14 protein-coding genes, 1 pseudogene and 1 riboswitch are annotated in these 11353 nt (G+C 50.4%); all 15 genes and pseudogenes read left to right on the top strand.

What is annotated here, in order from left to right:
* Positions 1 to 1002 (top strand): hypothetical protein (locus tag M0R35_06950; protein MCK9595393.1); only part of this gene is annotated, 1002 nt, incomplete at its 5' end.
* Positions 1003 to 1127: 125 nt separating this feature from the next.
* Positions 1128 to 1715 carry a transposase gene (locus M0R35_06945; protein ID MCK9595392.1) on the top strand — a complete coding sequence of 196 codons (588 nt, stop codon included), beginning with the start codon at positions 1128 to 1130 and terminating at the stop codon, positions 1713 to 1715.
* An 82-nt stretch (positions 1716 to 1797) separates the two neighbouring features.
* Positions 1798 to 1887: riboswitch (cyclic di-GMP riboswitch) on the top strand.
* Positions 1888 to 2147: 260 nt separating this feature from the next.
* Positions 2148 to 2228: pseudogene (locus M0R35_06940) on the top strand (prepilin-type N-terminal cleavage/methylation domain-containing protein).
* A 418-nt stretch (positions 2229 to 2646) separates the two neighbouring features.
* The gene (locus M0R35_06935; protein ID MCK9595391.1) at positions 2647 to 3063 is read left to right on the top strand and encodes a hypothetical protein; all 417 of its coding nucleotides are present in this window, start codon (positions 2647 to 2649) and stop codon (positions 3061 to 3063) included.
* A gap of 1 nt (position 3064) precedes the next feature.
* Positions 3065 to 3526, top strand: coding sequence for a prepilin-type N-terminal cleavage/methylation domain-containing protein (locus M0R35_06930; GenBank protein MCK9595390.1), 462 nt, complete (start codon positions 3065 to 3067; stop codon positions 3524 to 3526).
* 1 nt (position 3527) lies between these two features.
* Positions 3528 to 4142, top strand: coding sequence for a type II secretion system GspH family protein (locus M0R35_06925; GenBank protein ID MCK9595389.1), 615 nt, complete (start codon positions 3528 to 3530; stop codon positions 4140 to 4142).
* Positions 4142 to 5857, top strand: coding sequence for a DUF4900 domain-containing protein (locus M0R35_06920; protein MCK9595388.1), 1716 nt, complete (start codon positions 4142 to 4144; stop codon positions 5855 to 5857). The genes M0R35_06925 and M0R35_06920 overlap by 1 nt, the downstream gene beginning before the upstream one ends.
* Position 5858: 1 nt before the next feature.
* Positions 5859 to 6110 (top strand): hypothetical protein, encoded by a 252-nt coding sequence (locus M0R35_06915; protein ID MCK9595387.1) that lies wholly within the window; start codon positions 5859 to 5861, stop codon positions 6108 to 6110.
* Positions 6107 to 7141 carry a pilus assembly protein PilM gene (locus tag M0R35_06910; protein MCK9595386.1) on the top strand — a complete coding sequence of 345 codons (1035 nt, stop codon included), beginning with the start codon at positions 6107 to 6109 and terminating at the stop codon, positions 7139 to 7141. The genes M0R35_06915 and M0R35_06910 overlap by 4 nt, the downstream gene beginning before the upstream one ends.
* Positions 7142 to 7146: 5 nt before the next feature.
* Positions 7147 to 7716 (top strand): PilN domain-containing protein, encoded by a 570-nt coding sequence (locus M0R35_06905; GenBank protein MCK9595385.1) that lies wholly within the window; start codon positions 7147 to 7149, stop codon positions 7714 to 7716.
* A gap of 16 nt (positions 7717 to 7732) precedes the next feature.
* Positions 7733 to 8290, top strand: a complete 558-nt coding sequence (locus M0R35_06900; protein ID MCK9595384.1) for a type 4a pilus biogenesis protein PilO — start codon at positions 7733 to 7735, stop codon at positions 8288 to 8290.
* The gene (locus M0R35_06895; protein ID MCK9595383.1) at positions 8277 to 8657 is read left to right on the top strand and encodes a hypothetical protein; all 381 of its coding nucleotides are present in this window, start codon (positions 8277 to 8279) and stop codon (positions 8655 to 8657) included. The genes M0R35_06900 and M0R35_06895 overlap by 14 nt, the downstream gene beginning before the upstream one ends.
* Positions 8654 to 10393, top strand: coding sequence for a secretin and TonB N-terminal domain-containing protein (locus tag M0R35_06890; protein ID MCK9595382.1), 1740 nt, complete (start codon positions 8654 to 8656; stop codon positions 10391 to 10393). The genes M0R35_06895 and M0R35_06890 overlap by 4 nt, the downstream gene beginning before the upstream one ends.
* Positions 10394 to 10499: 106 nt before the next feature.
* A complete protein-coding gene (locus M0R35_06885) occupies positions 10500 to 10823 on the top strand; it encodes a TIGR03936 family radical SAM-associated protein (protein MCK9595381.1) in 324 nt (107 codons plus the stop codon).
* Positions 10824 to 10855: 32 nt separating this feature from the next.
* Positions 10856 to 11353 (top strand): ribonuclease E/G (locus M0R35_06880; GenBank protein MCK9595380.1); only part of this gene is annotated, 498 nt, incomplete at its 3' end.

Below are 11353 nucleotides of genomic sequence, written 5' to 3'. Positions count from 1 at the left end.
TCAGCGGGGAATTATAATTACAAGTACGCTGTTCCGTCGGATGCGGCAAATGATATCAATATGCTCCGTTTGGATACCACCAATAAAGTGATCATGCCGATGCGGCTGGCTTTTATCAACGCCTCGCCGTTCGTGGGCTTGCGCAATACCGTTTACGATAAGGATGTTAACAACGGGGCTCTGGCGGATTCTCCGCGGACTATGTTTATGACCGGGGTTGACTTGAGCACCAAGTTCTACCGTTTGTTTGACATAAATTCGGATTTACTGGGTATGGATATCAACGGGATAAGGCATATCATTACCCCCAGCGTGGGCTACGCCTATAACCATCGGCCGACAATCGCCGCCTCGAAGTTAAAGCAGATCGATTCAGTGGATACCTTGGCCGGAAGCAATTCCGCGACCTTATCCTTGGATAATAAATTTCAGACCAAACGCGAAGGAAAAAGCGTGGATTTCGCGGATTTCAAGATCGACAGCATTTATAATTACAAGCCACACGGCGAAATGGGGAGCAGCTTAGGTGATACGGTGTTCAATCTGGAGTTGCGGCCTTATTCCTGGGTTACCTTTGATTCCGACGCCACCTATACCCATACCGGCGCCAGGGATTCTGATAACTATAATCGTTTCTCCAATGCGAACTATGATTGGACTTTTAACATCGCTCCGGAGCGGGCAGTAAGCATCGGCCAGCGTTATCAGCACAAAGGCGGGGACGAGTTGACCTTTAATACTGACTGGCGTTTGAGCCCGAAATGGAAGGTCGGGATGTATCACCGGTATCAATTCAGCCGCGGCTCAACTTTGACCCGGGGTTTTTATGAGCATGAATACCGCATTACCCGCGATCTGCATTGCTGGGACCTGAATGTTATCTGGAACCAGGAAAGAGGCCAGGGGACTTCTATCTGGTTCGTCTTTACTCTCAAGGCCTTCCCTGAAACCGCTATAAGCATCGACCATAGCTACAATAAGCCCAAAGCCGGCGCCCAATAGGGGACGGTTCCTCGTTGTCTTACCGTTTGTCTCACCTCAAGTTACAACAAGCCATTTGTCAAATAAAAAATTTATGTTAGATTTTCCTCGATTTCTCGTCTATTAATGTAGAAGAGGAGGATAAAATGCCCAGGGGCGCGCGTGCGTTTCCGGAAGTCGGTTTTTTGCATGTGATCAGCCGGGGAAACAATCATCGTAAATTGTTTTTCCGGCCGTGCGATTACAAAATTTATTACCGGTTGCTGCTGAAATTGAAGTATGAAGAATCAGTGCGCATCTTTCATTATTGTTTCATGCCTAATCACGTGCATTTTCTGGTCGGTATCACGGATAAAAGTGACCTCTCCGAATTTATGAAACGCGCGAACCTGAGATATTTTTATCATTACCGCAAAAAATTTACCTATGTCGGCCATCTTTGGCAGGGGCGTTTTAAAAGTAAATTGATCGATGATGACGCGTATTTTATCCAGTGCGGCAAATACATAGAGTTAAATCCGGTCCGCGCTAATATGGTGGATACTCCTGAGGCATATCCGTATTCCAGTTATCGATATTATAGTATGGGTTTTCGCGATATGCTTGTTGATGACGATCCGTTTTATCTTGGACTGGGAAATAATTGCTTGTCCAGGCAAAGTGAGTACCGCGAAATGATCACCGGCGAGACTGTCACCGATAAACTTATTGATTTGACAAATGCCTTGTTGTAATTTGTTGTGGAGTAGCGGGTTAGGAGAAGAGGAACCGTCCCCTTTACAAAACCGGTTTCATGTGTTATATTTAATCAAAGCCTACTGATACTAGCAAACCAGGAGTAATCCTGGGACGCAAAGCTAAAGGGTACGATCCTGATAATGGGGATCGCATAGCCTGGCTGCCAAAGGGGTGAAACCAATGTATAAGCCTTGAGTTTTGCCTCAAGGCTTTTTTGTTTTAACGGCTGGGATTTGTATCATAACCCCTTGCAACTAAACAGATTTTACTTGACAAAGCCGGAAGGAGGTGATATAAAAGAACAAAGGTGGCAACGCTGTCAAGATAACCCTGAAAATGTGTGGATTTTATTTTATCTGTTTAGAGCTGAAGGGGTTAAGGAAACAGCAGGAAAACGCAATCATACCTTAGAAAGGAGGAAACAAGCTATGAAACGTAAAGGCTTTACTCTAGTCGAAATTATGATCGTTGTAGCCATCATCGCGTTGCTCGCAGCTATCGCCATACCTAACCTTTTGAGGGCTAAGTTGGCGGCGAATGAATCCGCGGCTATCGCGGCGTTAAAGACAGTCGCAACGGCAGCGCACACTTACAGGGCGTCGAATACAGCGTATCCGACAAACCTGACCGTTCTCAGTACCGCTACTCCGCCTTATATTGATTCAGTCCTGGGCGGCGGGAGCAAGCAGGGGTATAATTTCACCCTGACCGGAACGAGCACGGGTTTCGAAGCGACCGCTGATCCTCAGAGCGTCGGCACATCGGGAAACCGGTATTTCTTCGTCGATACATCGGGGGTTATTCGGTTCTCGAACGCTACAGCTACAGCAGCCTCAACTCCGATTGAATAAAGATGAAAGTTGAATTGTAAGGTAAATACCCGCACCTATTCATAGGTGCGGGTATTTATTTAAGCGAATGAATATAATGAGCGATAAAAAAGGCCGCAGTTTTGTCACCATAATGATCATTGTGGCGTTGACCGCGCTGGTCCTGCGTTTTGCCACAGAGCGGCTGATCAACTTCAATATCAGCCAGAACGAGGCCTATGCCCAGGAAACGCTGAAACTCGTTTCCACTGCTATGGAGAATTTCGCCAACGACCATAAAGGCGGGTTCCCTAAATCCCTGGAAGCTTTGGTGGAGGCGGATCCGCCGTATATCGATAAAGTTTACGTCAAGCTTTCCTATGCCAGGGGGTATAATTACAGTTTTATCCGTTTTGATCCCGGCGGTTATACTTATTCCGCCATACCCTGGAGATGCAATTTGACCGGCAGGAACACTTATATCATTACCACCGGAGGGACGATCTCCCTGGAGGAATGCAACAAGAGAGAGTGAGATGCGCAAGCGCGCGGCTAACAGCGGGTTCACGCTTATCGAGGTATTACTGGCGGCGACAATAATGGCGATGTGCCTGTCGGGCCTGCTGCTCACGTATATAAATCTGTTCACCCTGACCGACTTGTCGCGCGACTTTACCCTGGCGGCGAACGGCCTGCAAATGGAGATGGAGAAGCTGAAGGCGGCCGGGTGGGATAACTTGACGGCGGCTAACGGGGCACAGTTCAATATAAGCGGGTTCAATACCAGCCGGTCCCGGGGGGTTATCGAGATAACGAACACCTCGTATCCGGACCTGAAAGAGGCCAGGCTGATATTTTCTTTTACCGCCCGCGAAAGGTTGATCGGCGAGGACGCGAATTTTAACGGCGGGCTGGATTCCACAGAAGACCAGAACGATAATGACCGGCTGGATTCGCCGGCTGAATTAGTGACGCTTTTTACCGATTTCACGAATTAAAATGACCGAAAAGAACAGCGGGTTTACCCTGATCGAAGTGCTGGTGGTCGTGGCGTTGTTCTCGGTTTTATTCCTGGCTTTGCTGGCGGTGTTGACTAATGCGGACCTGTATTGGAGCAAGGGCCAGAATAAATTAAACGAACAGCAGGAGGCGCGCAGGGTGATCTCCGGGGTGGTCAACGACCTGCGCCGGTCCAACCCGAACTGGGATATAAGCGGCACGGAATATCCGGTGGCCATATCCGAGAATTATACCCGGATAGATTTTTATCAGCCGGTTTTTTATAACGAGACCGACAGCACCATAACCGGCCTTACAAAAATAACGTACAAAATAGACACAACCGACGTCCGTAAACTGCTCCGGAAGTCCGGAAGCGACCCGGAGGAGATTATTTCGAACGCCACCGAATCCATCCGTTTCGGCGGGGCGTGCCCGGATTGCTCGACCTATAATTGCACGGCGGTTAACGCGGCCTGCCCGGTGGTCAGGGTTGAGGTCGTCACCAAAGAAGATAACGAGTTCGAACTTGTTTCGGATGTGGCTTTGCGCAATATGAATATAACGCTGGCGAACGATACTGAAGTGATCGAGCCGGAAGAAGGAGAGTTTTAATGCGCGGTAAAAAAGGGATATTGCTTTTGGTCTCCGCGGTGGTGATGACTGTGGTCTCCGTGCTCGCCGGAGTTTATTTGAGCAGTTTAGTCGTGGAGAAACGCAGCTCGGATACCGACAGATTAGCCGGACAATCCCTGAACCTGGCTGAGGCCGGGGTTAACCAGGCTATGGCTGAACTGCGTAAAAGAATAGGGACTGATCTGCGCCTTAAAGTTGAGGCCATCCAGAACGCGTCCACTGTGAACGCTTATGCATCCAATTCTCTGGGCTTTATCCGGGATTACGCTTATGCCTCGGGAGAGCCGCAATTTACCGTGTCCGGGAATAAGGCTACCTTGACCATAACCCCGGTAATCCTTAATTCCGACGTGGATGGCGATTTCGAGCAGACCACGATCACTATTACCTCAGCGGCTGCGCCTTCGATGGATCTGAGTAACGAGCTATTTTATTTTTATTATACCTATGAAATAGAGTCAAAAGGCCGGATAACCCGTTATACGCCTGCCCTGGAAAAGACCGTAGTTCTGGCCCCCAATGATTTTACCCTGGTGGTCCGCCGGGATAATTTCGCCAAGTTCGCTTTGTTCACCAACCATCATACGACCGGCACCGGTACTACGGTTTGGTTCACATCCAATACGAATTTCAGCGGCCCGGTGCATACCAATGACCGTTTTAGCTTCGCCAGCAACCCGTCGGCTTCTTTTACCGACGCAGTCTCCCAGCATAAGAATACCGCCCGTTTTTACAATGACGGGCACAACATCCTTTATCTGGATGATTATTGCAACGGGGAGATCGACGTGCCCCAGTTCTCCACGCCTGCGGGGGAAACTTTTTATCGCGGGGAAAGCATTATCAATCTGGAATCTTCGCTTAACCAGCAGGACCTGGAAGATGAGGCGACTGCCGGGCAAAACCTGGGCAGCGGGGTGTTTGTGCCTTTGGACGCAAGCAATAATGTCGTCGGCGGCATATATGTAAACGGCAGCCTGGGGACGAGTTCCGATAACCCGGTGATCACCCTTGGCGTTGACGCCGGCAATAACCCGCAATATACAATTGTGCGCGACTCAAATACTTACGTGGTAACAGTGGACCTGGCCAATAACCAGACCACCTTTGCCGACCCGGTCAACGGCACGAACACCTATCCCGGGATCCCCAACGGCGCCGGTGATGAAGGCATCCTTATTTACGTTGATGACGATATCGCCGGGATTTCCGGTGTGGTCCAGAGCGCTACCCGGATGACCGTGGCCAGCCGCAGGAATGTGGTGATCAAGGATAATATCACTTACCAGAGTTATACCGCCAGCCCCCTGAACGCCGACGACTATCAAAATATGCTGGGGATCATTTCCTGGGAAGGCAATGTAAGCATCGGCACTACCGCGCCTGATAATGTCAATATCCACGCTATTATTATGGCCCAGCACGGGATATTTACCGTGGATAACTATCAGTCCGGCTCTCCCAGGGGCACGGCGATTTTGTTGGGAGGTGTGATCACCGATTATTACGGTCCGTTCGGCACATTCGCCGGAGGGTCTGCGCTTTCCGGCTACGGCCGGAATTTCGTCTATGACCCCCGCGTGCAGAACGGGACCACGCCGCCTTATTTTCCGTATATGACCAGCTTCACTACTTTTATAGAACCAACCGACGCCTTGTATAAGAAAACCGTATGGCGCCAGAAAGAAGGCTGATATGGATAAGAAAAAAATAGAGATAGTGGTGCTGGGCTCTTTCATTCTGATGGCGGTGGTTTTTTTGGTCAACATTTTTATCGCCCGCTATGAGCGCAAAAGCGCCAATTCCGGGGCTGCCGCTGGATATGCGCGCAAAGTAACGCCGGTGAAAAAGACGGTTGAGCCTGCCAAGAAAAGCACTCCGGCAGTTTCCGGGGATGAGCCGGATACCAACATCCATACTTTGCCTGGAGGGGCTTTATTACAGTGAATATCGCCGATATCCTTAAATTAAAGGACGTTTTTCAGGCGGATAAGTTATCCGTGGGTTTGAACCTGGGCGTCTCTACCCTGAAGATGGCCAAGCTTAAATTCTCGGCCGACGGGGCTAAAGTCCAGTTGTGCGCATACGGCCTTGAGGAGAATAATATCGGACCGGAGGATGCGTTAAAAAAGGTCTGCCAGTCCTGCGGGGTCAAGGTGGTGAATATATCGGTCTCCGGCCAGCAAGCGATAATCCGCTATGTGGATTTCCCGAAGATGAATGCCGCGGAATTGAAACAGGCGTTGAAATTCGAGGCCCAGAAGCATATCCCGTTTCCCCTGGCCGACGTCAATATCGACGGATATATCCTTCAAGACAGCCTTCCGGAGAATAAGATGCGCGTTCTTCTGGCCGCGGTGAAAAAAGATTTCCTTAATCAGCGGCTGAAACTCCTTAAGGACGCCGGGTTTGACATCGCCATAGCAGATATAGATTCACTGGCGCTTGTCAATGCCTTTAATTTTAACTACTCCGATGACGGGGCGGTTGCCGGCAAGACCATCGCGCTTTTGAATATCGGTTCTGTGACCTGTAACCTCAACATATTAGAGGCGGGTATGCCGTCGCTTAGCCGGGACATAAATATCGGCGGAAATAATTTTACCCAGAAGATAGCGGATACCTTGAGCGTAAGTTTTAAAGAGGCGGAGGGGATGAAGACCGCTAAGGATAACGCCCAGGCCGATAAAATACTCTCGATCGGCGAGCCGGTCCTGGCAAAGCTGGCTCAGGAGGTGCGCACGTCCTTTGATTACTATGAAAGCCGCAGCGTTACCTCGGTGGAAAAGATTTATCTTAGCGGCGGAGGAAGCCTTTACCCCGGGTTAAGGGAGATGCTTTCCAATTTGCTGGCTATAAGCGTGGAAAACTGGGACCCGTTGCGCAAGATCGAGCTGGCGGATGACCTCGAGGCTGACAAAGTCCGGCCGCTGGCCGGCCAGTTAGCCGTGGCTATCGGCCTGGCGTTAAGGCGGTAAAAACTATGATTGAAATAAATCTGTTGCCAGATGAGATGAAAGCTAAGGGTTCCGGCTCCAACGGACAGCTGGATCAGTTTTTGTATCTTATCCCGCTTTTAGCCGGAGCGCTTATACTGGCGCACGCCTACCTTGGCCTGGTCCAGTTCACCCGCTCGTTATCATTATCTTCGTTGAACAAGAAATGGTCGGTCCTTGCACCGCAAAGGGAAAAAATAACCGCTGTTAAAAACGCAGGGGAGTCGGCGTCCCGGCAGGAGGACCTGATCCGGGGGCTCGGCGCGAAAAGCGTCGATTGGGCGAGGCTGCAGAATAAGCTCAGCCTTGATCTGCCCAACGGCGTCTGGTTCAATGAGATATCCTTGAGCGCTAAAGAGCTGACGATCCGCGGGACAGTTGTTTCGCTTGAAAAGAACGAGGTTGATCTGATCAATAAATTTATGTCTAATCTTAAACAGGATCGGGATATTATCGGGGATTTCAAGAGCCTGGAGTTAAGCAGCGTCCAGCGTAAAAATATCGGGACTTTTGAAGTGGCGGATTTTATACTGGTTGCGGCATTAAAAGAAAAATAACTTAAAGGGGTTAGGCGTGGCCGATATTTTGCAGGAGATACGGCAGGATAAACAGAAGTTGATCGCGGTTTTTGTCGCTTTCGGCCTGATCGTTATTCTGGACTGTATGTTCATAATAAAAGCGCAATTGCAGAATGCCGGGCAGGCCGGGGCAAAGGTATCCCGGCTCAAGAAAGACATCGCCGGCGTAAATAAAGAGCTGACCCTGGCCAAGTCCGCTGTCCCCGGGAACAGCCGCGGCTCTAAGGCGGGGTATAAGATGTATAAAGAGGAAGATATCCCGCTGCTTATGGAGGCCATATCTCTGTATGCCAAGGAGAATAATATCAAGGTGATGCAGATCACTCCGGTAAAAGAGACAAGGAGCAAGGAAAAACTGCCCTCCGGGGAAGCGCTGGGCTTTCGCGTGAAATTAAATCTTAATGCCAGGTACCATAAGCTCGGTGCTTTCGTGAACGCCCTGGAAAAAAGCGACCATCCGGTGTTCGTCGAAGAGATAAAACTGTCCAGGTCCGGGAATGGGCCGATGCTTTTGGACGTCAACTTAACTTTGAAAACCTATGTTAAAAAATAAACGCGGTATTCCGGTTATCCTGTTTTTATCCGCTTTGATCTTTCCCGCGTCCGGGATAGCGGCCGGACAGGAAGATTTTGTTTATAACCCGGCAGGCAAACGCGACCCGTTCATTCAATTGGTCACGCCTGACGGCAGGTTCCAGAAGCTGGAGGCGGATGAGGCCCGGGGGACGGATTCCCATCTCAAGCTGGAAGGGATAATGTATGACCCCGAGGGGGTTTCTTTTGCCATAGTCAACGGTTTGGTGGTCAAGGAACTGGATGAGGTTGACGGCTCCCGGGTGGTCAGTATCGGCGAGCGCAGCGTGACTTTTAGAAAAGATGACCAAGATAAAGAGATAAGACTAAAAAAGGAGGGGACGTGAGATCCGGCATTTTATCATTCGGCAGAACGAGCGTGAATCTTTGTTTCTGGCTTTTTATTTTTTTCGTTTTCAGCCCGTGTTACAGCCAGGAGGCTGCGCCTGATCCGGCTCCTGTTGCCGCCCTCGCAGCGGCCGAAGAGATAAAGAAAGTGATCCAGACGGATAATATTACCCTGGATTTCAAGGACGCGGATATCCATAACGTGCTCAAGATAATGTCCCAGAAGTCCGGGATCAATATCGTGGCTACCCCGGATGTGATCGGAACGATCACCATCAAGTTGGTCGAGGTTCCCTGGGACAGGGCGATGGACGTGATCCTTAAAAGCAACGGGTTCGGCTATCAGAAGCAGGGAAATGTTATACTGGTCACTAAATTGGAGAATATGTCCAAGATCCAGGCTGACGAGCCATTGCGCACTGAGATCATCAATTTGAAATTTCTGGACGCACAGGACGCCATGCGCATATTGATCTCGATGATCTCCAACCGCGGCAAGATTTCAGTGTTGTACAACCGCGGACAGAAAGGCTGGAAATTCGGCACGTTCAAGATCGGCAAGGAAGAGGTCTCCGCCCGGGCCCTGGAAAAGGAAGACGCCGGAAGCGCCCGTAGTGAAATAGTCTCGATTGAGCGGAATGCCGCGGGCGCGGTGACTTCCACAAAAATGGATATTGAGCCGTCGATCAAGTCCAAGACCATCGTTATCACCGACACCGACGCTGTGCTGGACCGGATCAAGAGCGTGATCCTGCCGCAGATCGACCGCAAGCCCAAACAGGTGCTGGTCGAGGCCAGGATAATGGAGGTTAACCGGGATAAATTAAAGGACATCGGTTTTGATTACGGCACGGGTTCAAGCGGCGCCACCTCCAGCACGATCACCGGTGTTCCGACAGGTAAGTCAAATGGCCAGGATACGTCTACCCTGGGCCTAAATTCCCTTGTTTCACAGATATCGCCTTCTAATTTCGGGGCGAAAGGCAGCACGGTCGGCAGCACTGCCGGCACCTATAATACCGGGATGAACCTTTTGTTCAGGAAGCTCTCCGGAACGCAGTTCTCTGTCCTGGTGCACGCCCTGGAAGAGGATGTGCACGCTAACACCCTGTCCGCACCGCGCATCCTGACCCTGGATAACCAGGAGGCATCGATGCTGGTGGGTTATCATACCCCGATATTGTCTTCCAGCGTTACCGCCGGGACCTCTACCGAGGGCTCGACCCAGACCCAGACCCTGGATTATTACCAGGAGATCGGGATCAGGCTCAACGTTGTCCCTCAGGTCAGCGAAGAAGGGTATATCAATATGATCATTCATCCCAGCGTCACTTCATCTTCTTCGCATGTAACCGCGACGAACATCGCCGGTTCTGACGCCACCACCGCCATAACCACGGAAGTGGATTATCCGATCATCGATGTGCGCGAGGCCCAGACCCAGGTGCTGATGAAAGACGGCGAAACTATAGTCATCGGCGGCCTGCTCAAGGATGTGAAGAGCAAAAGCGTGATCGGCGTGCCTTTTCTGAGCAAGATCCCGTTTTTGGGCAAGCTTTTTACCAGGGAGACCGAGGATAATTCCAAGGTTGACCTGTTGATATTCATTTCCGCCCACGTGATCAAGGATGAGGAATTCTCCCCTGAAGAGATTGCTGAACTTGAGAAGCGCATGCAGGGGGTGTTTAAAGTCGACGCGGTGAGCAAAACCGGCAAAGACCCGCTGAAAAAGTAAGATCAAAAGGACTGCTATTAATTAAGCTTGCTTATCCGCTAAGGATAGTGTAAACTAATGGCAGTCCTTTTTTATTCAAGACAGGCCGTAAATAAGTCATAATGGCATGGATCAGCAGGTTTATAAGATAGATTTCGTGTTCGGCAAGAACGGTATGATGCGCTATATCTCTCATCTTGACCTGATGCGTTTGTTCACCCGGGCCAGCCGCAGGGCGCAGTTGCCGGTGAAGATCAGCGAGGGGTTCAGCCCGCATCCCAAGATCAGCGTTAAGCGTGCGTTAAAACTGGGATTGTCCAGCGATGCTGAAGAGGCCTCTATGGCCTTGACCAGCCGGATATTGCCAAAAGATTTTATGGAAAAGCTGCAGAGCCAGCTTCCTGAAGGGATAGAGGTCAAATCGGTAAATTACGAAAGCCGTGTAGGTTAAAACAAACGGCCGAGGATTACAAGAAAGGTAAAATGTCTAAAGAGATACTGATCAATGTGGACCCGCGGGAAAAGCGGGTGGTAGTGGTGAATGCCGGCAGGATGGAAGAGCTTTATGTGGAGCGTCCGCAGGACAAGACTATTGTGGGCAATATTTACAAGGGCAAGATCGAAGCGGTCATTCCCTCGATAAACGGGGCGTTCGTGGACATCGGTATGGTCAAGAAAGGGTTTTTATACCTTTCGGAAGCGGAATCCGCCAGCGAGTCTTTAGGGATACATAAGCCGGCCCAGACTAAACCCGCGCCTAATCAGACCAAGGAAGACAAGATATTCCGGGGGATAAAAAAAGGCCAGGAAGTCCTGGTCCAGGTGGTCAAGGAATCCTTCGGCACAAAAGGGCCGCGGCTTTCCGCGGAGATCGGCATCGCCGGAAGATACCTGGTGATCATGCCCCAGGAAGAGCAGGTCGGGGTATCGCGCAGGATCGAGGATGAGGATGAGCGCCGCAGGTTAAGGGGTATTTTGCAG

The sequence above is a fragment of the Candidatus Omnitrophota bacterium genome, assembly GCA_023227985.1.
GTDB lineage: Bacteria > Omnitrophota > Gorgyraeia > Gygaellales > Profunditerraquicolaceae > JALOCB01.
This window is presented reverse-complemented; position numbering and strand designations above follow the sequence as displayed.

Coding starts and splice junctions, on each gene's coding strand:
- M0R35_06945 (MCK9595392.1), top strand. CDS start 1,128: ATGCCCAGGGGCGCGCGTGCGTTTCCGGAAGTCGGTTTTTTGCATGTG.
- M0R35_06935 (MCK9595391.1), top strand. CDS start 2,647: ATGAGCGATAAAAAAGGCCGCAGTTTTGTCACCATAATGATCATTGTG.
- M0R35_06930 (MCK9595390.1), top strand. CDS start 3,065: ATGCGCAAGCGCGCGGCTAACAGCGGGTTCACGCTTATCGAGGTATTA.
- M0R35_06925 (MCK9595389.1), top strand. CDS start 3,528: ATGACCGAAAAGAACAGCGGGTTTACCCTGATCGAAGTGCTGGTGGTC.
- M0R35_06920 (MCK9595388.1), top strand. CDS start 4,142: ATGCGCGGTAAAAAAGGGATATTGCTTTTGGTCTCCGCGGTGGTGATG.
- M0R35_06915 (MCK9595387.1), top strand. CDS start 5,859: ATGGATAAGAAAAAAATAGAGATAGTGGTGCTGGGCTCTTTCATTCTG.
- M0R35_06905 (MCK9595385.1), top strand. CDS start 7,147: ATGATTGAAATAAATCTGTTGCCAGATGAGATGAAAGCTAAGGGTTCC.
- M0R35_06895 (MCK9595383.1), top strand. CDS start 8,277: ATGTTAAAAAATAAACGCGGTATTCCGGTTATCCTGTTTTTATCCGCT.
- M0R35_06885 (MCK9595381.1), top strand. CDS start 10,500: ATGGATCAGCAGGTTTATAAGATAGATTTCGTGTTCGGCAAGAACGGT.